General features: G+C 70.2%; 13 protein-coding genes and 1 tRNA gene. 10 read left to right on the top strand and 4 right to left on the bottom strand.

The genetic code is table 11. The features are described from left to right. Window position 1: 1 nt before the first annotated feature. The 5 genes from ACT3UL_RS10525 to ACT3UL_RS10505 all read left to right on the top strand — a co-directional run bounded on the left by ACT3UL_RS10525 (window position 2) and on the right by ACT3UL_RS10505 (window position 4,994). The gene (locus tag ACT3UL_RS10525) at window positions 2-940 is read left to right on the top strand and encodes a metallophosphoesterase (protein WP_444578186.1); all 939 of its coding nucleotides are present in this window, start codon (window positions 2-4) and stop codon (window positions 938-940) included. A 57-nt stretch (window positions 941-997) separates the two neighbouring features. Continuing rightward, a tRNA-Pro gene (locus ACT3UL_RS10520) sits at window positions 998-1,071 on the top strand. Between the two features lie 539 nt (window positions 1,072-1,610). After that, the gene (locus tag ACT3UL_RS10515; protein ID WP_444578185.1) at window positions 1,611-2,705 is read left to right on the top strand and encodes a C40 family peptidase; all 1,095 of its coding nucleotides are present in this window, start codon (window positions 1,611-1,613) and stop codon (window positions 2,703-2,705) included. Between the two features lie 266 nt (window positions 2,706-2,971). Then, entirely contained in the window at window positions 2,972-4,381 is a 1,410-nt protein-coding gene (locus ACT3UL_RS10510) for a beta-N-acetylhexosaminidase (protein WP_444578184.1), read from the top strand. Window position 4,382: 1 nt separating this feature from the next. Then, complete coding sequence (locus ACT3UL_RS10505; RefSeq protein WP_444578183.1) at window positions 4,383-4,994, top strand: LytR C-terminal domain-containing protein; 612 nt, start codon at window positions 4,383-4,385, stop codon at window positions 4,992-4,994. A 95-nt stretch (window positions 4,995-5,089) separates the two neighbouring features. On the opposite strand, the gene ACT3UL_RS10500 is transcribed toward ACT3UL_RS10505, so the two are convergent. Beyond that, the gene (locus tag ACT3UL_RS10500; protein ID WP_444578182.1) at window positions 5,090-7,054 is read right to left on the bottom strand and encodes an Ig-like domain-containing protein; all 1,965 of its coding nucleotides are present in this window, start codon (window positions 7,052-7,054) and stop codon (window positions 5,090-5,092) included. Window positions 7,055-7,140: 86 nt separating this feature from the next. Between ACT3UL_RS10500 and ACT3UL_RS10495 the strand changes: the two genes are divergently transcribed. Beyond that, the gene (locus tag ACT3UL_RS10495) at window positions 7,141-8,655 is read left to right on the top strand and encodes a phosphotransferase (protein WP_444578181.1); all 1,515 of its coding nucleotides are present in this window, start codon (window positions 7,141-7,143) and stop codon (window positions 8,653-8,655) included. A gap of 40 nt (window positions 8,656-8,695) precedes the next feature. Here the strand turns inward: ACT3UL_RS10495 and ACT3UL_RS10490 are convergent, their stop codons facing one another. After that, a complete protein-coding gene (locus tag ACT3UL_RS10490) occupies window positions 8,696-9,445 on the bottom strand; it encodes a hypothetical protein (RefSeq protein WP_444578180.1) in 750 nt (249 codons plus the stop codon). Further along, the gene (locus ACT3UL_RS10485) at window positions 9,442-12,828 is read right to left on the bottom strand and encodes an ATP-binding protein (protein WP_444578179.1); all 3,387 of its coding nucleotides are present in this window, start codon (window positions 12,826-12,828) and stop codon (window positions 9,442-9,444) included. Before ACT3UL_RS10485 ends, ACT3UL_RS10490 begins: the two co-directional genes overlap by 4 nt. A 474-nt stretch (window positions 12,829-13,302) precedes the next feature. Between ACT3UL_RS10485 and ACT3UL_RS10480 the strand changes: the two genes are divergently transcribed. Beyond that, window positions 13,303-15,054: a glycosyltransferase gene (locus tag ACT3UL_RS10480; protein ID WP_444578178.1), complete on the top strand. Its 1,752-nt coding sequence runs from the start codon at window positions 13,303-13,305 to the stop codon at window positions 15,052-15,054. A gap of 3 nt (window positions 15,055-15,057) precedes the next feature. Further along, window positions 15,058-16,320 carry a CDP-glycerol glycerophosphotransferase family protein gene (locus tag ACT3UL_RS10475; RefSeq protein ID WP_444578177.1) on the top strand — a complete coding sequence of 421 codons (1,263 nt, stop codon included), beginning with the start codon at window positions 15,058-15,060 and terminating at the stop codon, window positions 16,318-16,320. Between the two features lie 36 nt (window positions 16,321-16,356). Here the strand turns inward: ACT3UL_RS10475 and ACT3UL_RS10470 are convergent, their stop codons facing one another. After that, entirely contained in the window at window positions 16,357-18,252 is a 1,896-nt protein-coding gene (locus ACT3UL_RS10470; RefSeq protein WP_444578176.1) for an SIP domain-containing protein, read from the bottom strand. 471 nt (window positions 18,253-18,723) lie between these two features. On the opposite strand from ACT3UL_RS10470, the gene ACT3UL_RS10465 reads away from it, so the two are divergent. Further along, window positions 18,724-19,410 (top strand): IspD/TarI family cytidylyltransferase, encoded by a 687-nt coding sequence (locus tag ACT3UL_RS10465; RefSeq protein ID WP_443344921.1) that lies wholly within the window; start codon window positions 18,724-18,726, stop codon window positions 19,408-19,410. After that, window positions 19,403-20,110, top strand: a complete 708-nt coding sequence (locus ACT3UL_RS10460) for an SDR family NAD(P)-dependent oxidoreductase (protein WP_343921992.1) — start codon at window positions 19,403-19,405, stop codon at window positions 20,108-20,110. The genes ACT3UL_RS10465 and ACT3UL_RS10460 overlap by 8 nt, the downstream gene beginning before the upstream one ends. The last annotated feature ends 8 nt before the right edge of the window (window positions 20,111-20,118 follow it).

The raw sequence follows: 20,118 nt of genomic DNA, 5'->3' as shown, positions 1-20,118 counted from the left end.
GATGCGGCCGCTCCTCACGGCCGCAGGTTCGGTAGGTCTCGCGGGGCTCGGAGTCGGCGCAGCGGCGCACCTCTGGGCACGCCACGTCGAGATCCACCGGTACACGCTGCGCGAGCTCACCCTGCGGATCCTCCCGCCGGGCACCCGGACCCTCCGTGTGCTGCACATCAGCGACATCCACCTGGTGCCGGACCAGGAGCGCAAGATCGCCTTCCTGGAGTACCTCTCGGCGCTCAACCCGCACCTGGTCATCGACACCGGGGACAACATCGCCTCGGCGGCAGCGATCCCCGTGCTCGCAGAGGCTCTGGACCCGCTGCTGCAGCGCCCGGGGGCCTTCGTGATGGGCTCCAACGACATGTTCGAGCCCGCCCCCAAGAATCCGGCTCGCTATCTCCTCCCCGATCCGCGCCCGGACGGCATGACCGCGCCGAGGGACTTCACGCTCCCCACCGAGGAGCTGACGCGTCGGCTGACCGCACACGGGTGGAAGGATCTCACCAACGCCCGCGCCGTGATCGAGCTCGGTGGACTCGAGGTGCGCCTGGCCGGCGTCGACGATCCGCACCTGGAGCGTGACGAGATGCCGGCTCCGGCGGACCCTCCCCCCGCCGCTCCGGATCATGGCCATGTCCTGCGCCTCGGTGTCGCGCATGCGCCCTACCGCCGAGTGCTGGATGCGCTGGTGGCCGACGGCTCCGATCTGCTCCTGGCAGGCCACACCCATGGTGGCCAGCTCCGACTGCCGGGGATCGGCGCACTCGTGACCAACTGCGACCTGCCCCGGCAGCAGGCGCGCGGCCTGTCCACCTGGCACGACGTGCCGCTCCATGTGAGCGCCGGCATGGGCGCCAGCCCGTATTCGAACTACCGGCTGTTCACGCCTCCGGAGGCGACCTTGCTCACGTTGCGTGCTCGCGAGGCGAGCGCGGGTTCCTGACACCGCAGAACCCCTGCTAAAGTTTCTCTTCGGTGCACCGCTTCGGCAGAGCACCACCGGGGTGTGGCGCAGCTTGGTAGCGCGCCTCGTTCGGGACGAGGAGGTCGCAGGTTCAAATCCTGTCACCCCGACCGGTTCTCAGGGCCGCGATGCTGTTGCCAGCATCGCGGCCCTGAGTCATATCGCCGGCAGTGCGGTCACGATCGGCACGGCAGTCGAGGTCGTCGCTGTCGTCACTGGCGTCGCTGCAGTCGCTGCAGTCGCCGCCATTACTTTCGTCGCGACCGTCGCTGCCGCCACATGCGGGCCGACTGATCCCCGACAACCGCCATCAGGGCATCCTGGATTCTCGAAACAGCACCCCTGAATAACAACCGTGTAACTATCATAGCGATGTCCGAATTGTGGGGACAACACGTCGAGAGTTCTTGATTTTTTGTAAAATCTTGGCAAAGACCTCGGACTTCCTGAGTCAAGCCACCTGTGGCCTGGAAACTACCTGCACATACAGTGACCTGTGGTGCTGCCTTGAGCTGGGCACCGACCGAGTCGCCGCCTTCCCGTCACCGGCCCGGTCCCTTCCTCGCTTCCCCGGGGTGACGGGCGCAGGTTTCTCCCGCGCGTATCGCGCGAGAATTCCACGAGGCGCCGGAGAAAGTGATCGCTCCAGATGTTCCGCACTGTCACTCGAGGTACGCACCGGGCAGCCGGCCGTGCCGTGATCGACTACCGGGGCCTCGCCGCTCCGGTCGGTCGAGGCGTGGGAGGTGTCGCCGTGATCGGCGCCGTCTCGGCCACAGCCGCCATCACGGGCACCGCGACCGCAGAGCCCGCCGCCCCCGCGGCGCCCCAGGGCACCGTGCGCGCCGCGGCACCGGCCATCGCGCCGGCCGCCCCCACCCAGTCCAACTACACGAGCGTCAAGCTGCGCCTGGGAGCTCGCGGTGACGCCGTGAAGCACCTGCAGCGCCAGCTGAACTCCCATGGCGCCTCGATCCGGGTCGACGGATCCTTCGGCTCCGCCACCCTGCGCGCCGTCAAGGCTCAGCAGTCCTCGGCCCGCATCAACGTCGACGGCGTCGTCGGACCCAAGACCTGGAACTCGCTCAGCGGCGGCTCCTCGTCCTCGGACTCCTCGTCGACGTCGCAGCCGAAGCTGCGTCAGGGAAGCCGCGGCGGCGCCGTGAAGACCCTCCAGTCGCAGCTCAACGCCCGCGGCGCCTCGATCTCGGTCGATGGCTCCTTCGGTCCGGCGACCGCCTCCGCGGTGCGCTCGCTGCAGTCCGCCGCCGGTATCCGTGTGGACACCGTCGTCGGCCCTGCGACCTGGAACGCGGCCTACAGCTCCGTGAGCATCTCCCAGGGCAGTTCCGGCCAGAACGGCGGTCAGGGACCGAGCTCCGGGACGTCGGTCAACGGGCAGGCCATCGTCTATGCGGCCCGCAGCCAGATCGGGGTCCGCTACCAGTGGGGCGGCTCGTCGCCCGCGACCGGCCTCGACTGCTCCGGGCTGGTGTACTACGCGTACAACCAGGCCGGCAACTCGATGCCCCGCAAGACCGCCAAGGGGTACACCTTCGGCGGCAGGATCATCTCGCAGTCACAGGCGCAGCCCGGTGACCTCGTGGCCTTCACCGGCAACAACTACGGTCACATGGGCATCTATGCGGGCAACGGGCGGATCATCGACGCTTCCGGTTCGCAGCAGCGGGTCGTCGAGCGCACCATCTGGAACGCACCGCATGTCTTCGTCACCTACCGCTGATCCTCGGACCAGCTGCACGGACTGACGTCCAGGACCACGACGGCCTGCTCGACGCGACAGCGTCAACGGGAAGGAGCAGGGCGACGTGAAGGGGCCCGGTCGGCACTGCCGACCGGGCCCCTGTGTGTCCGGACTCCTCCGGGCGACCGGGCCAGGGACCCCATCAGGCGTCTTCGCCGCACACTCCTGACGGGCACGGTCCACCGTGACGGGCGTCTCATGGCAAACTGGGAACGACCACTCGATCCGCAGTTCAGGAGAAGTTGATGCCCGACCCTCTCGCTCTCGTCCCGTACCCGCAGTCCGTCATCTGGTCGGACGGGACCTGGGAGACCAGCTCGCCGTGGGACGAGATCTCCGTGGGGATCACCGAGGATCTCCCCCGCACCGAGTACGCGCTGTCGATCTCCCCCACCGGCGCGAACCTCACCGCGGGCAGCGAGGCGGCCCTGGCCGACGGGCGCAACACCTTCGCCCAGATCGTGACCGGCTCCGAGGGCTCGATCCCCTGCGTGACCATCAGCGACTACCCGAAGAACGCCTGGCGCGGCATGCATCTGGACGTCTCCCGGCACTTCTTCGCCGTGGCCGACGTCGAGACGATGATCGACGCGATGGCGCTGCACCGGCTGAACGTCCTGCACCTCCACCTGACCGACGACCAGGGCTGGCGTGTGGAGATCAAGGGCTACCCGAAGCTCACCGAGATCGGTGCCTGGCGGAAGCAGACGCTCATCGGCCATATGAGCGGCGAGGAATCTGCCTGGGAGTTCGACGGCACCCCGCACGGCGGCTTCTACACCCAGGACGAGCTGCGCGGCCTCGTCGAGTACGCGCGCCGTCGCGGCATCATGATCATCCCGGAGGTGGATCTGCCCGGGCACATGCAGGCCGCGATCGCCGCCTACCCGGCCCTCGGCAACTTCCCCGAGCAGCAGGTCGGGGTGCGCGAGGTCTGGGGCGTCTCCGACCACGTCCTCGGGGTCTCCGACGAGGCCTTCGACTTCCTCCGTGACGTGCTCACGCAGGTCGCGGACATCTTCCCGGCCCCCTACGTCCACATCGGCGGCGACGAGTGCCCGCGGGTGGAGTGGGAGCGCTCGTCGGCCGCCCGCACCCGGATGAACGAGTGGGGCCTGACCCGGGTCTCCGAGATCCAGGGGCGCTTCACGCAGTTCGCCGCCGACGTCCTCGCCGAGGCCGGCAAGCGGATCATCGCCTGGGACGAGGTGCTCGAGAGCCACCTCCCCGACGACACCGTGATCATGAACTGGCGCCACGGCAACGGACTGAAGTCCGCCACCGGTCGCGGCTTCCAGACGATCATCGCCAACAACGAGCACACCTACTTCGACCACTACCAGGCCGGCCCGAAGGGCGAGCCCCTCGCCATCGGCGGCCTCACCACGGTCAAGGACGTCTACACCGCCTCGTACAGCCCGCAGAAGCTCGACGAGGACCAGCAGAAGCTGCTGATCGGCCTCCAGGGGCAGCTGTGGACCGAATACATGCCCACCGCCGAGCAGGTCCAGTACATGGCGTTCCCGCGCATGTGCGCCCTCGCCGAGCGCGCCTGGGGCTCCCCCGAGCAGAGCTGGGACGAGTTCGAGGAGCGCCTGCGGGCCCACCTTCCGCGCCTCGACGCGTTCGGTATCCGCTACCGTCCGCTGGACTGACATGTCCACCTCCCACCGCGATGCCCATCCCTACGGGCGCTCGGCCGATGACGTCCGCCGACGCGAGCAGCGCGTCCGGCGGACCCGTCGGCTGCGCGCGACGCAGCTGGGCATCTTCTCCCTGCTCGCCCTGCTGCTCATCGGCGTCGGCACCTACGCCGTCGGTCAGTTCCGCGAGCCCGTCCAGGAACCCGGGGTGATCGGGCCGACGTCCGCCACCGAGGAGTCCACGGGCCTCACCTGCCCGGAGCCGGGCGCGGTCCCGCTGCCGCCGAAGTCGGTGACCGTCACGGTGCTCAACGGCACCGGGCGCGGTGGTCTCGCCGGGGACATCACGGAGCAGCTCGCGGAGCGGGGCTTCGCGGTCGGGGACCCGGGGAACACGAAGAAGGCGAGCAGTGCCGCCATGGTGGTCTACGGCCCGAAGGGCTACCTCGCCGCCCAGTCCGTGCGGGCGCAGGTTCCCGACGCCACGCTGACGCTGGACGAGCGGGAGGACGAGGCCGTCGATCTGCTGCTCGGCAACGGGTTCTCCACCCTCGCCGAGCAGAAGGACGCGACCGCCGCTCTCGAGAAGCCGGTCGAGATCCCTGAAGGATGCCCGACGGGCTGATCGATCCGAGGCACGCCGACCCGCGCCGCTCGTTCTTCCCCGCGGCGGGGCTCACTCCTCCGAGCGGTGGCGCTCGTTCCTCCCCGCGGCGGGGCTCACTCCTCCCAGCGGCGGCGCTCGACCTCCATGCGCATGCCGATCCAGAGCGCGACGCCGCCGCCGAAGAGCAGCAGCGTCACGATGGTGCCGAACACCAGCGAGGTGGCAGGGGCCGAGGGCATGAGGCCGGAGAGCAGGACGTTGATGCCGGTGGCCTGGTTCACCGATTCCTTGGTGCCGGTGAGGGTGGGGTCCACCTCCACCACGAAGCTCGCGGAGGTGGTGTTCCCCCTGGCATCGAGCACGTCGTAGGTGATCGGGGTGGTGCGGCCGAAGAACCCGTCCTCGGGCATGAAGGTCACGGCACCGTTCGCCTGGACGGTGAAGGTGCCCTCCCCGGGGATCACCAGCTTCTTGCCCTTGCTGTCCACGAGCTCGCTGAGGTTGGTCGCCGAGAGCGAGGCGATCTGCACCGTCTGCGGGAGCAGAGCCTGCGAGGCGCTGCCGGCGGTGTCGTTGCCGAGCAGATCCACGGTCACCGGTGTTCCCGGCGCGGTGCGCTCCTCGTCGTCGCGCATCGTGGCGATCTCCGGCGTGAACCGGGCCGTGAGGGTCGCGTGGACGTCATTGTCGGCGAAGACGCCCTGGGCGGTGATGCCCACCGGTTCGGCACGGCCCGTGAACCCCTCCTCAGGGGTCATGGTCACCGCCCGCGTCTCGAAGTCGATGTGCCACGTCCCCTCGTCGCCGACCGTCACCGTCGTGCCGTCGTCGGAGATCTTGGCCCCCGTGGGCAGCTTGTCGGGGTCGAAGCGGAGCGACTCCGAGCGGACATCGCGGACCCCGGTGGTCAGGTCGAACTGGACCACGGATCCGAGTGTGGCCGCCGCGGACCGGTCCATGAGCATCGGGTAGGCGGTGCTCAGCAGTGCGACGGCGGAGGTCGCTCCCTTCCCGTCGCCGCCGGAGATCCCCATCGGGGCGGCGTCATGCACCTCGGCGCTCTCCGGGGAGAAGCGCACCGTGGCACGGTCACGATCCAGCGTCCAGGACCCCTGCCCCGGGACCACCACCGTCGTCCCCTCGTCCGTGCTCTGGGCGACCTCCTCGCCGGCGAGGGGCACCAGCTCCAAGGTGCTGGGGTCGATGAACTGCTGGCCCTCCCCCACCACGAACAGGATGTCCTCGCCATAGGGCGCGGACCAGTCCAGGTCGGAGATGATCGGGACGGTGAGGCTGACCTCGATCGCGCGCAGCACGGTCCCCTCCGCATCCTGGACGACGATCCGCATCGGATCGACCTGGCGTCCCAGTCCCGGCCCGGCCGGGGAGTGGGTGAGCGTGGCGCCATCGGCCGAGAGCTGCCAGGTGCCCTGATCGGGAACGGTCGCACGGCTCCCGTCGGAGACCAGCGTCGACCCCGGAGGGAGCCCTGCCAGCTCGAGGCGTGCCTTCCCGCCCTCCGGGACCTCTCCCTCCAACGGGATGTCCGTGTTCTGGCCGGCCGAGCCGCGCACCGCGATGTCCTCGAGCTCGACCATCTCCGGGGTGAACTCCGCCGGACGGGATCGGACGTCATGGAGGCCCTCGATGGTGAGCGAGATCGGGACGACGGGCCCGTCGACCCCGGCCAGCGGGGTGAACACCAGATCCGCCCCGAGCAGGGTCCAGGTCCCCTCCCCGGCCACGGTGACGCTGCGGCCGTCCTCGGCGACCTCCATCAGCCCCTGGACAGCGGGGTCGAGGTCCTTGGGGATGGCGAGGAGAGTGGTGTCGAGGTCGACCTCGGTCTCGAGCTGGTCCTCGATGAGAGCATCCAGCGGAATGTGGGTGACGGCTCCGGGCACCATGGCGAGGGTGTCCGTCTCCGCCGGGAAATCGAAGGGGCCGTCCTCGCCCAGAGCGGCGGCCGGCAGGATCAGGGATGCGGTGAGCGCTCCGGCCGCGCACAGGGCGGCGGCGCGCGCGGCGACCTGTCGCAGGCCCGCGCGCGAACAGGGACGCGACGTCGGCTCGGGCACGTCGTCAGGGTAGCAAGCGCAGAGGGTCCGCCGACAGGATGGTCAGGACCTCCTCCGGACCGTGCACCAGCCCCTACAGTGACCTCATGGACGAGCCGAGCTCCCCCGCCACTGCTCCTGAGTTCGACACCACGGCGCTGCCGCCGATGGGAGAGCTCCTCGATGCCCTCACCTCCCCGCTGGCCGCGTGGATGCCGCGCCAGCGATGGTTCGCGCACAAGGGCGCGGGAACCCCCGAGGTCTCGATCCGGGGGTGGGCCCCGCTGCGCATCGCACCGGATCACGTGGTCGTCCTGGTGGTGGTCGGCACGAGGTTCGCCGGCAGCGATCCGGCCGAGGCGCTGTACCAGGTCCCTCTCCTCCTGCGGCATCCGGACTCTGCGTCCGCTGATCGCGACGAGGGCTCCGAGGTGGGGGTCCTCGAGACGCCGGCGGCCCGGGTGCGCGTGGACGATGCCCTGCGCGATGCCGACGGTCGTGCGGCCGTGTTCGCCCTCCTGGTCTCCGGCGGCGAGGCGAAGGGCCCCGGGATGAGCGTGATCGCCGACCGACCCGCGCACGAGCCCCCGCTCCCCCACGGGCACGCGCTGCGCAGCCGGATCCTGTCCGGGGAACAGTCCAACACGTCGATCATCGTCGAGCCCGAGGGGACGTCTCCGATCATCCTCAAGGTGTTCCGTGTGCTCCACGACGGCGAGAACCCCGACGTGGTGCTGCAGGGTGCGCTCACTGCGGCCGGCAGCTCGCGCGTGCCGCGGCTGCTCGGTGCGGCGAGCCTCCAGCTCGGGGACCTGCGCACCCATTCCCTGTTCGCCCAGGAGTTCCTGCCGGGCGTCGAGGATGCCTGGCGCGGGGCTCTGCGGCTCGCCGTCGCCGGCGAGGACTTCAGCGCGGCCGCCCGCGAGCTCGGCGCAGCGGTGGCCGAGGTCCATCGTGACCTCGCCGGTGCCCTGGGCACGACGGAGACCGACGATGCGCTGCGTGCACGGATGGTCTATCAGATGCGCTCCCGGGCGGCGATGGTCGCCGCGGAGGTTCCCCAGGTGGCCGCGCATCTGCCGACGCTCGAGGCTCTGCTGGACTCCGCGCTCGAGGTGCCCTGGCCGCCGTTGCAGCCCATCCACGGGGATCTGCACCTGGGTCAGGTGCTCCTGGTGCCGGGCCGCGGCTGGGTGGTGCTGGACTTCGAGGGCGAGCCGTTGCGTCCGCTCGCGGAGCGCTCCCTGCCCGATTCCCCGCTGCGGGACATAGCCGGCATGCTGCGCAGCCTCGACTACGTCGGCGGGGCGGTCGCCCTCGAGCAGGGCGAGGACGCGTCGGCGTGGGTCCGCGCCGCTCGGACGGCGTTCCTGGAGGGCTGCCTGGAGGTCGACGGCGGGAGGGCCGGCACCTCGGCGCCCGATGCGGATGCGGATGCGGATGCGGATGCGGATGCTCTCAGCGTGCTCCTGGCCGCCTTCGAGGCGGACAAAGCGGTCTACGAGGCGCTCTACGAGTCGCGGAATCGCCCGGACTGGCTGCCGATCCCGCTGGCCGCCCTCGAACGGATCAGCGCACGCAGCACGACGGATGGACAGACGGCTGGGCCGACGGCTACCTAGACGACAGGGCCGACGGCCGAGTCGATGGCTGGACAGACGGCTACATAGGTGGCTGGGCCGACGGCTGGAGGGACGGCCGGGCCGACGGGCTCGTCGACACCACTGTGGCGGACGAGGCTGCGGCCAGGAACGGTGCGCTGATCACGCGCACCGCGACCCGCACTCCGACGATCACCTCGAGGAGATCGCCCCTCCCCGTGCGCCAGGTGGCACTGCTGATCCCCTGGGAGTCGGATTCTGAACGACGGTGCAGGCCCCGTGCCAGGGCAGCGCGGTCGGCGGCGGCCAGCAGGTCCCGGGCGTTGTCCCCGCTGAGGTCCGGCAAGCCTGCGCTGGCCAGCAGGGCGCTCACGTGGCAGAGCGTCCCCGCACCGCGCCAGGTCTCCCCCGAGGAGCGGTCGCGCTGGGGACGTCGGTCGACGAAGCCTCCCAAGCCGGGCTGCTCGTCCAGCACCGCGCTGGTCACGCCCGTGAGGAGTCCGCGGATCCAGTCGTAGATCTCGTGCTGCTCCGGCAGGGTCGCCGGGGATCCTGTGGGCGCTGTCGACATGCGTGCCCGCCTCTCGCGTCGCGCGCCGTCGGGGTCGCCGATGCGCTGTGCAGCCGGCCCGTCCGGGGCCGAGCTGTCGATCCGGTCGTGGATGGTCTTCTCGTCGAACCCGTCGATCACATCGATCACATCGATCACATCGATCTCGCCGATCCTGCTGATCCCGCCGGCTCCGTGGTCCAGCGTAATAGTCGCCCTGGGGGCCACCGATGGGGAGAACTCCCCATCGGGGCGATTCATTCCTGGACGGGGACGAACTCCACCGGAGCGACCGAGGAGTAGCGGTCCTGGCGGATCGAGACCACGCCGACGCCACCGATGAAAGGAGCCAGGGCCTGCGGGTTCTTCCCCGGGTTGGCCAGGATGACCTGGAATCCGAAGTGACGGAAGGACTCCATCGCCGCGGTGATGAACTTGCCGGCGCCCTTGGAGAACGCCTCGTCGATGATGATCGGGGCGAATCGCGGCACCTCCTGGCCGGTGCCGGCCAGCTGGTAGCGCAGCGCCGCGGCGAGGCAGAAGGTCGCCAGTCGCTCATTCTGACCGCCCGAGAGCGGGCCGCCGGACTCGTGCGCGTGGACCACCGTCCCCTCGGCGTCGACCTCCTCGGCGTGGAAGTGGACGTGACGACGCACGTCGAGGATGACCCGGGAGATCTGGTCGTCCCGCGTGCGCGCCGCACCGATCATGTCCATGAGGTGGCGCAGGGAGAGGAAGCGCTCCTCGGCCAGGTCCCGATCACGGCTGATGTCGTTCAGCGCCATGTCCGCCACGGCGTCCTCGAGGGCGCGCTTGAACTCGTCGAGCGCGGTGAGGTGCACCGGTCTCATCGACAGCTGCAGGAAGCGGCCGGAGTGGAACTCGACCTGCGCCAGCAGGGCGTTGATGCGCTGCAGGCGCTTGCGGATCTCGGCGGGCTCCCGGGCGATGGCGGTGGCCAGGGCCTGCACGTCCCCGAGGGTGTTGCCGGTGAAGAACTCGAAGAAGCGGTCCTCGACCTCGGGCAGCTTCTCCTCCTCGATCCGCTGGAGGATCGCCAGGAAGTCGTCGGCCGCCTCCAGGGTCGCCGCGGTGTCCCCGGCCTGCGCAGGCCAGCGGCGAGAGAACTCGCGCATCACGGTGCGGATGTCCTCCTCGGTGCGGGAGGTGCGCCGGGTCAGGGCCATCAGCTCCGCGTCCAGGGTCGCCGACGCATCCTTGGTGACCTGATCGATGTTCCCGATCAGCAGGGTCGGCGCGATCGCGGCGAACCGCTCGGCGAGCTCCTCCTCGACCTCGGGCTCCAGGCTCGACTCGGCGACGCGCTCCGTCGCCGCCGCCAGGCGCTCGTCGGCGCGCTCTGCCTGCTCGCCGAGCTTGCCGGCGGTGCGCACCACCTCCAGCAGCTCTTCGTCCGACTCCGCGATCGAGCGCTCGACGTCGTCGATCTGCCGCGCGAGCTCGCTCAGCGCCGCCGAGCCGTCCTCCGCTGCACGCACCATGTCGCGCAGGTTGGACACGCGCCGGGCGACCGAGGCGGCATCGATGTCGTCCCAGGTGACTGAGCTGATCGACTGCAGAGCATAGAGACGCTCCCGGCGCTGCTCGCGCTGGGACTCGACGTCCTTGCGCCGGGCCTGCGCCTCGAACAGGGACTGCTCGGCGCGGGTGCGCTCCTGCTCGAAGACGGCGCGCTTGGCGCGGTTGTCGAAGCCGAGCACCCACTGGGAGCGGTCGTTGATCTGACGGTCGGCGTTCTTCTCGTGCCGGGAGGCGGAGTGCTTGATCTGGCCCGAACGCAGCACCGCACGGTTCAGCCGGGTGAACTCCTCGAGGGTCTCCGCGCACGTGTAGTCCATGCGAGACGCGATCTCGCTGGTCAGCCACACATGGAACTCGCCGTCCTTGACCTCGAGCTTGGCGGCCAGCGACCGCTCGTCAATCGTCTTCGACGGGCGGCGCAGGTCGGTGTTGACGCGGTTGTAGGAGATCCGCCGACGCAGCTTGGTGCGGTCGATGACCGTGGCCACCTCGCGGTAGACACGATCCGGCACCAGGATCGAGCGGGCGAGTCCGCGCAGCGCCTGCTCGGCGGCCGCGGTCCATTCCTCCTCGCCGCCGCGCACCTGCAGCAGCTCGGCGGCGAAGGGCAGCTCGGTGGGGGCGATGCCCACCTCGGCGGCGATGTGGTCGCGCAGGGCCACGTCCTCGGAGTGCAGGTTCGAGGCGCGCGTGGTCAGCGACGCGAGCTCCTCGCGGGTGCGGGCAAGAGTCGTGGAGAGCTCGCGCACCATCGCCTCGGCCTCCCAGCGGGCGGAGTCCGCGCCCTTCTCCTCGGACTCCAGCGCCTCGCGCAGGGCGTCGACCTCGCGCTGCAGGGCCAGGAACATGTCCTCGCCGGAGGGGGTGCGCAGTTCGACGGTGGCCAGCAGTGCGGCGAACTCGGTGCCGCGCTCCCGGCGTCGGTCGCGCTCGACCTCGAGGCCGGCGATCTGCTGCTTCCAGTCGTCGATCTCGCCGCCGCCGGCCCGCTTGCGCTGCTCCTTGAGCTGACCGAGGTCCGCGCGGGCCTCGGCGACGTCCTGGGTCAGTCGTCGCTGCTGGGCCCCGAGCCGGTCGCGCTCGAGCTGGAGCCGGCCGGTCTCGTCGCCGAGCAGGCGCACGAGGTGCTGGGCGGCATAGACATCGATATCGGCGCGGCGATCCACGAGCTCCCCGCCGCGCGAGCGCATCGCGGTCCAGTCCTCGTGGTCCTCCCGCAGCCCGCGCAGCAGGTCGCGCTGCTCCCGGGCGGTGACCAGCGCCTGGTAGACCTCGGAGAGGTTCTGGAAGTTCGCGAGCGCCTGGTCGGCGAGCTCGAAGGTGCGGGGGGCGTCGAGCATGTAGTCGCGCAGCAGGGCGTTGACGTCGCCGAGCTCCTTGGCGGACTGGATCTTGTGCAGCAGGCCCAGCGCCTTCTCGTCCGGGATGCCCAGCAGCTGGCTGAAGGCGGCGCGGTACTCCCGGAACTGACGGAAGGTCTCCGTGCCGGGGTGCGCGTTCTCGAGGGCCTTGCCCTCGATCTGCGTGGAGACGAACTGGCGCAGGTCGGTGACGTCCAGGGGCGTGCGGGAGATGACGTAGAGGCTCTTCACGTCGGAGTCCGAGGTGTGCCCGGCATGCAGCAGGAGCAGGCGGGAGAGCTGGACGATGCCGCCCATCCCGTCGGAGTAGCGCATGGTGAGCACCGACAGGGTGGTCTTGTCGCGCAGCACCTCCTGGCTGAACTCGCCGGTGGCCTGGTCGTAGTGCATCGCCCAGGCACCGCGCACATAGCTGGCCACCGTGCGGCGGTACTTCGAGCGGGCCGGGCCGGCGTCGGACGCCGCGGCGTTGAACTGGAGCGTGCGCGGCGGGGTGAGCAGGGCGCTGACCGCGTCGAGCAGCGTCGACTTGCCGGTGCCGGGACCGCCGGTGAGGAAGAAGCCCTTGGCGGAGATCTTCAGATCATGGGTGCCGTGGAACGTTCCCCAGTTCGACACCTGCACCGCGATCAGGCGCCACTGGCCCGGATGCGGATGGTCGGGGTCGGTGCCCACCCGGGCGGTCGGCGCGTCGGCCTCGGGCATGCCCGGAAGATCGAGGGTCTCGGCTGCGGAATTCACCCTTGCAGGGTACCGGGACCGGCGCCTGTTCCGTGGCGCCTCCGCAACAGGGCCCCGCGGCGCGTCATCGGGATCGGCCGACGGGGCCCTGTGGCGCACCGTCGGGGTCGGCCAACAGGCCCCTGTGGCGCGCCGTCCCGGTCGTCCGACGGGGCCCCGCGGCGCACCGCCAGGGTCGGCCAGGAGCCTGTCCGTGGGTCATATCGCCCGTCGCCGGAGGTCCTGTCACCGTCGCCGGGGACCGGCGCGAGGTGACGCGCCGGTCGACATCGCCATGGCGTTCCTGTCGAGTGCACATTGCTATAGTCCAAGTCCCGGCCGTCCTGGGGGTTCTCCTCGCATGCGGCGTCACCGTCACACTCGGCGTCTCCCCGCGAGGACGGCGCGCGAGCCCCTGATCCAGCACACGTGGGAGGAGCGTCGACGAATGGCATCATGCCCGCACCGGCGTCGCCGCGACCCTCTGAGCGCCGCATGAGCGCCGCCCCGGATCCCTCGCCGCTCCTCCTCTCCTCGTGCACCTCCGATGGTCCCGGGGACACGACCACGCTCTGGGACCAGGCCTTCCCGGTGTCCGTCTGGCGCAGCGTGCTGGGGGCGAGCACCGTCACCGTGCAGGTCGAGGGCACCAGGACCACTCTGTGGGGGGCCCGGGACGGGCATCGGATCCCGCTGGGCCCGCTGGCCGACGGGCGCCGGGAGATCCCGCTCGCCACGGACGACCACGAATGGCTCTGGGTCGAGGGTGATCCACGCTCGGTGGTCTGGACGACCGACCACTCGATCGCCCTTGCGCAGGTCACCGTGGTGATGCCGACCTACCGCCGGGAAGCGGATGCGGTCGCGCAGGCGGCCCGCTTCGCCCGGATGCAGTGCGTCCGTCACGTGATCGTGGTGGACCAGGGCGGGAGCCTCGCGGAGCACCAGGATTTCCGTCGGCTCCAGGCATCCGTCCCGGAGATCCAGCTGATCACGCAGCCGAACCTGGGCGGCTCCGGGGGGTACGCCCGCGGCATGCTCGAATCCGAGAAGCACCCGCAGGACGCCGTGCTGGTCTCGGACGACGACGCGATCATCAGCGAGGAGTCGCTGCGCCGCATGCTGACCTACCAGACGCTGGCCGCGCAGCCCACGATCATCGGCACCCCGTTGTTCTCCGCGCAGGACCCGATGCGGCTGACAGCCCTGTCCGAGGCGGTCCGCACGAACGACTTCCAATGGCACGCGGCCGACGGTGTGCACGGCCCCATCGACCTCACCGGGACGTCCCCGGAGCGCTGGACGTTCCTGCGCGCCCACGGGGAGGTCAACTACACCGGATGGTGGGCGACGCTGTTCCCGCCCGGAACCGTCGCCGAGCTCGGCCTGCCAGCCCCCTTCTTCCTGAAGTGGGACGACGCCGAGTACGGCCTGCGCGCCACCCGGCACGGCTACCGCCATGTGGTGCTGCCCGGGACGAGCGTGACGCACCCGCCGTGGGATGCGTTCCGCACCCAGATGTCCTGGTCCTCGCGGGTCCTGCACCGCAACCGCCTGGCCACCGCCGCCGCGTACGACGCCTCTCGCGGCGTGATCCTCTCCTCGCTGCTGCACCAGCTCAAGCACATCCTGTCCGGGCACCACCTGACCGCGACCCTCTGGGACCACGGCATCGACGCCTTCCTCGCCGGGCCGTCCAGCTGGCTGGGGCACGATCTCGAGCGGGCCCGCGCCGACGGACAGGAGCTGGTGACGCGGTGGAACGCCCGGAACCCGACGTCCGCGGAGGCGCTGCCCGCCCCTCGCTCCGCTCCCCTGCCGCTGGCCCCTGCGCTGCTGCGCGCCCTGCTGCGGCTGGTCCGGCCGGATACTGAGCCCCGGGTCGTGGTGGCGATGACCGCCGAGCAGCTGCACTGGCGCTCCGCGCTGGGCGCCGACGCCGTGATCATCACCGACGCAGGCGGTCCGGACGGCGCCGTCCACCTCGTGCGGGGATCGACGGCCCGCCATCTGCTCGCACGGACCATCGGTCGCCACCTGCGGATGGCTCTGCACTGGTCGTCTCTGCGCCGGCAGTACCGACGGGCTCTCCCCCGCGTCACGACCGACGCGGCCTGGGCCGAGCAGTTCGACCGGGCCGCCGCACCGTCGCCCACCCCGTCGTCCGCCCCGTCGTCCGCTCCATCGCCCACCCCGTCCTCCGATCCGTCGCCCGCCCCGTCGCGCTCCGAGAACGGGAGCGTCTAGACCATGCAGCCCCGCGAGAACACCCTGAACCGTCGCATCCGCAGCGCCGGCGGCAAGTTCCTGCGCAGATTCGGTCTGCTGCCGGGCGGGATGCCCGACGGCCTCGGGGACGACGCGACCCTCCGCGACAGCACGCTCGACGGCGACGTGATCGTGTACTTCGCCGACACCGCCGACAGCCTCTACCAGCTGCGCGGCTGGTACGGGCCGCTGCGGGAGCTGCACCGTGCCCAGGGGGTGACCGTGGTGTGCATGGACTCCCGGGTCGCGGCGACCATCCGACAGGAATCCGGACTGCCGGTGGTGACGATCGCGCAGGACGCGACGCTGGACGCCCTGATCATCCGCAGCGGCACGAAGCTGATCCTGTACGTGAACTACAACCCGCTGAACATGGCCCCGCTGCGTGCGCGATCCGCACTGCACGTCTCCCTGCTCCACGGCGACTCCGACAAGGGCGTCTCCGTCTCGAACCAGGTCAAGGCGTACGACTACTCCTTCGTGGCCGGGCAGGCGGCGATCGACCGCTTCGCCCGGTACACCTCCCTGTTCGACGCCGAATCACGCTGCATCGAGGTGGGCCGCCCGTCGCTGGACACCGACAGGGTGGAACCCGGCACCTCCCACCTGCGCGGCGACGATCCGGTGGTGCTGTACGCCCCCACCTGGGAGGGCGGGCAGGCGAGCGTCGCGTACAGCTCGCTGCAGACGCATGCCGATCCCATGCTGCGCTCGCTGCTCGCGCAGGGCTATCGGATCATCTACCGCCCCCACCCGCTGACGGGGGTCCGCGTCCCGGAGTTCGGGGAGGCGGACCGCGCGGTGCGGGAGCTGCTCGAAGGCGGCTGGCACACCATCTCCGGCGACCGCCCGCTGCAGCGCGACTTCGCCGAGGCGGATCTGCTGATCTGCGACGTCTCCGCGGTGGCGAACGATTGGCTGGCCACGGGCAAACCGGCCATCGTCACCCGCTCCGCCGGGGCCGACGCCCGCGATGCGGGCACTCGGATGCTCGACGTGCTGCCGCGCCTGGACGCCGCCGATGCCGAGCATGCCGCAGAGATCGTCACCGAGCAGATCGAGGTCGATCCGGATCGCGAGGAGCGCCGGCGCCTGACCGAGTACTACCTCGGCGACACCCGTCCGGGCGCCTCGCTGGCGCGGTTCCTCGGCGCCTGCCGCGACCTCAGCGCGCAACGGGATCGGCTGTGGAGGCAGATCACGGAGAACGAGCACCCCTCGGATCCGCGCACCGCGACCAGCTGAGCCGCGCGACTCGCGAGCCCAGTGCCGTCGGAGTGCTCAGTTCTCGGGACGCCCCGCGCGCCAGTACCCCATGAAGGAAACCTGCTTGCGGTCCAGGCCGAGCTCGCTCACCAGGTGCCGGCGCAGCGACTTGATCACGCCCGCCTCCCCTGCCAGCCAGGCGTAGAACGAGCCGTGCCCCGTCGTGGTCTCCCACAGGATCGAGGAATCGACATCGACGTCCTCGAGCGCCTCGGGAGCAGCGGCACCTGGCGTCGCATCGACAGCGGCGCCGGCGGGAGCGCCCTCCCCGCGGAAGGCTTCTCCTCGGAACGCCTGCGCGTTCTCGCCCATGAGGCGCTGCACCTCGGCGGCGAGCAGCTCTCCATGGGGCCGATCCCCGCGGGGCAGCCAGCGCACCTGGACCCCGGAGCGGGTGAGGATCCGCTGCTCGTCGGCGGCGTCCGGGATCTCCACGAGGGCATGTCCCGTGATGGAGGCCGGCAGCGACTCCAGGATCGAGCCGATCGCCGGGAGGGCGGTCTCGTCGCCCACGAGCAGCACGGTGCGGGCGGTGCCCGGCCGGAACTCGATGCCGCTGTAGTCGGGGCCCACGAGGCGCTTGTTCGGGCCGAGCATGGAGATGGTGTCCCCGATCTGCGCCTGCTGCGCCCATCGCGCCGCCACACCGCTGCCCTGGATCACCTCCGGCTCGAGGTGGAGCACGAAGTCGACATCGATCTCGGGGTGCTCCCCATGGTTGCCGGGATGCCCGGCCGCCCGGAAGTCCCGCACGGTGTAAGTGCGCATCCAGCCGCGGTCCAGGGGATCGATCTGCAGCCACGTGCGGTACCACTCGGGCTGGGTCACCGGGTCGATCAGGCCATCCGGTCGCACGGAGGCGAAGTGGTCCCGGCTCCTCTCGGGGCCGGGGACGATCAGCTTGATGCGCATGTCCAGGGGATGGCAGTTGGCGCCGAAGTGGACCAGGTCAGGGCTCGTGAAGGTGAAGCGCACCAGGTTCTTCCCGAGCTGTTGCCGGGCGGCGACGGTGAGCTCGAAGGCGAGCAGGGAGCTGTGCTCGAGAGCGGGTGCCAGATCGGCGACGGGAGCTGACGGGTCGGCAGTGATCGTGGTCATCGCGTCCTCCTCGGAGGGGTTGTGGTGGGTGCGCCCTCGGCCGCGGGGCAGCACCATGGGCGTGCCCGAATGGGGGTCCGGGGCGATGTGGCAGTCGAGGGCGAAGACGTCGCGCACCATCTGCTCGGTGATGACGTCGGCCGGAGGGCCCTCGACATGGATGCGGCCGTCCTTGACGGCGATCAGGTGGTCGGCGTAGCGGGCCGCGAGGTTGAGGTCATGCAGGACGATGCCGACGGTCGTGCCCCGCTCGCGATTGAGGTCGCGCACCACGTCCAGCACATCGAGCTGATGGGTGAGGTCCAGGAACGTGGTGGGCTCGTCGAGCAGCAGCACCTCTGTCTGCTGGGCGAGCGCCATGGCGATCCAGACCCGCTGACGCTGCCCGCCGGAGAGCTCGGCGACGGGCCGGTCCCGCAGGTCCACGGTGCGGGTCGCCGCCAGGGCGTCCTGCACGGCCTGCTCGTCGTCCTCGCTCCACTGCGGGAAGAGACCCTGATGGGGGAAGCGGCCGCGGGCGATGAGCTCGCGCACCGTCACCCCGTCGGGGGCGAGGGGTGATTGCGGGAGCAGACCGAGGCGCCGGGCGAGCTCCTTGCCGGCGAGGGCATGGATGTCCTTGCCGTCGAGCACGACGTCGCCTCCGCGCGGCGCCATCAGCCGGGACAGGCCGCGCAGCACCGTGGACTTCCCGCAGCCGTTGGCCCCGACGATGATCGTGATCTGCCCCTCGGGCAGCGTCAGATCGAGATCGTGGATGATCTCCCGGCGGTCGTAGGCCAGGTGCAGCCCTCGGGCCTGGACCAGTGCCATCTGTCGGCCACCTTCCCGTCGCAAGGTCTTCGTGGCGTCCACGGTCCAGCGGGTCCGACGACCCTCCGCACCGGGATGCACCCGCGCACCGATGTGCGATGAGGCAAGCCTGACCTTATTCCGCAAGCCCCATGGCACGCAATTGCGGTCCACGCGCGGGCCGGCCGGTTCCACCATCGGTGCACGCCGCAGGCCTGCACCTCCGCGACGACGTGAGCGGGATCATGCGGGAGGGCGCTCCCCTCAGGGGCATTCCCTCGGGCGACGGCCTGTCGGGCCGGATGCCGCCCGTGAGAGGAACCACGGATTTCGCCGGCTCTCCGCGAGCCGCTGAACAAATGCCCCGCGACCTCGTACAGTGAACGCCGAGGGTCGCGCCGGTTGCGGCCCAGTGAACTCGACGGATGCGGTTCCTGCAGATGACCGTCGGTCATCCGGCAGCGCCGCCGACCCGCACGAAGGAACGACTCTATGTACTCACTCATTCTCCTCAATGGCGGAATAGGCAGCCGAACGGGCGCAAGTCAGCCCAAGCAGCTCCTGAAGCTCCGCGGTATCCCGATCCTGGTCTACGCACTCGTCACGGCCGACCGTGTCGAGCAGATCTCCCAGATCGTGGTCAACTACCCGCCGCAGTGGCGGGAGCAGATCGAGGAGGTCCTCGAGGCCTACGCGATCTCGACCCCGGTCACCCTGGTGGAAGCCGGCGACTCCCGGCATTCCTCGGTCGCCGCGATGCTCCCGCATTGCACCAACGACGACGTGATCATCCACGAGTCCGCTCGCCCACTGGTGCGTGAGCGCGACTTCCGCAATCTCATCGACTCCGAGCACAAGAACGTCTCGCTCATGTCGCCGATCTCCTTCACGGTGGCCCCGGTCGACCCGGAGACCTCCGAGGTCACCGGGTCCCTGGACCGCGACCGACTGCGCAACGTCCAGCTGCCGCAGAAGTTCTCGAAGTCCGACCTCGAGGCGTCGCACGAGCGCGCCGTGAACGAAGGCATCGAGTTCACCGAGGACGCCACCCTGGTGGCGGACAGCGGGTTCCCCGTCCACTTCATCGATGGCTCGGACGAGAACTTCAAGGTCACCACCAGCACCGATCTGAAGATGGCAGGGTTCCTCCTGCGACCGGAGGAGGACGACGATGAGTAAGACTGCACTCGTGACCGGGGCGTCGCGCGGCATCGGCCTCGAGACCACCCGCCGATTCATCCTGAACCACGACGACATCACCACCGTGGTCATGTTCGCCCGTGACTCGGAGGACTTCGACAACAACGTGAAGGAGCTCGAGAAGGAGCTCCCGATCGGCCGCAAGCTCGTGCCGTACAAGGTCGACGTCGGCGACCGCTCGGCCCTCAAGAAGGCGGTCAAGCAGGCGTACGACGAGGTCGGGAACATCGACATCCTCGTCAACAACGCCGGCTACACCAACCCGGTCCCGCTCCAGCAGGTCAAGATGGCGGACTTCGAGAAGACGATGAGCGTGAACCTCTACGGCCCGTTCACCATCGTCAAGACGCTGCTGAACCGGGGCAACCGCTTCGATCTCATCGTCAACATCGCGTCGACCGCGGGCATCAACGGCCGCTCCGGCTGGCTCACCTACTCGGCCTCCAAGGCCGCGGTGATCAACATGAGCCAGGTGATGCGCGAGGAGCTGTCGATCTACGGCACCCGTGTGGTCTGCCTGTCCCCCGGCCGGACGGCGACGGATCTGCGCAAGACCCTCGCCCCCGACGAGGACCCCTCGACGATCATGCAGCCCGAGCATGTCGCCCAGGTGATCAGCACCCTGTCCTCCGGCGTCGGTCGCTACATCGACTCGGAGAACATCGTCGTGCGGCTCTGACCTGACGC

Source organism: Brachybacterium sp. 107, assembly GCF_052379725.1.
GTDB lineage: Bacteria > Actinomycetota > Actinomycetes > Actinomycetales > Dermabacteraceae > Brachybacterium.
The sequence above is the reverse complement of the archived record's forward strand: the minus strand, read 5'-3'. Positions and strand labels throughout refer to the sequence as shown.

What these genes read in the sequence shown, in the direction of transcription:
- ACT3UL_RS10525 (WP_444578186.1), top strand. Translation starts at nt 2, where the DNA reads ATGCGGCCGCTCCTCACGGCCGCAGGTTCGGTAGGTCTCGCGGGGCTC.
- ACT3UL_RS10515 (WP_444578185.1), top strand. Translation starts at nt 1,611, where the DNA reads ATGTTCCGCACTGTCACTCGAGGTACGCACCGGGCAGCCGGCCGTGCC.
- ACT3UL_RS10510 (WP_444578184.1), top strand. Translation starts at nt 2,972, where the DNA reads ATGCCCGACCCTCTCGCTCTCGTCCCGTACCCGCAGTCCGTCATCTGG.
- ACT3UL_RS10505 (WP_444578183.1), top strand. Translation starts at nt 4,383, where the DNA reads ATGTCCACCTCCCACCGCGATGCCCATCCCTACGGGCGCTCGGCCGAT.
- ACT3UL_RS10495 (WP_444578181.1), top strand. Translation starts at nt 7,141, where the DNA reads ATGGACGAGCCGAGCTCCCCCGCCACTGCTCCTGAGTTCGACACCACG.
- ACT3UL_RS10490 (WP_444578180.1), bottom strand. Translation starts at nt 9,445, where the DNA reads ATGAATCGCCCCGATGGGGAGTTCTCCCCATCGGTGGCCCCCAGGGCG.
- ACT3UL_RS10480 (WP_444578178.1), top strand. Translation starts at nt 13,303, where the DNA reads ATGAGCGCCGCCCCGGATCCCTCGCCGCTCCTCCTCTCCTCGTGCACC.
- ACT3UL_RS10475 (WP_444578177.1), top strand. Translation starts at nt 15,058, where the DNA reads ATGCAGCCCCGCGAGAACACCCTGAACCGTCGCATCCGCAGCGCCGGC.
- ACT3UL_RS10470 (WP_444578176.1), bottom strand. Translation starts at nt 18,252, where the DNA reads ATGGCACTGGTCCAGGCCCGAGGGCTGCACCTGGCCTACGACCGCCGG.
- ACT3UL_RS10465 (WP_443344921.1), top strand. Translation starts at nt 18,724, where the DNA reads ATGTACTCACTCATTCTCCTCAATGGCGGAATAGGCAGCCGAACGGGC.
- ACT3UL_RS10460 (WP_343921992.1), top strand. Translation starts at nt 19,403, where the DNA reads ATGAGTAAGACTGCACTCGTGACCGGGGCGTCGCGCGGCATCGGCCTC.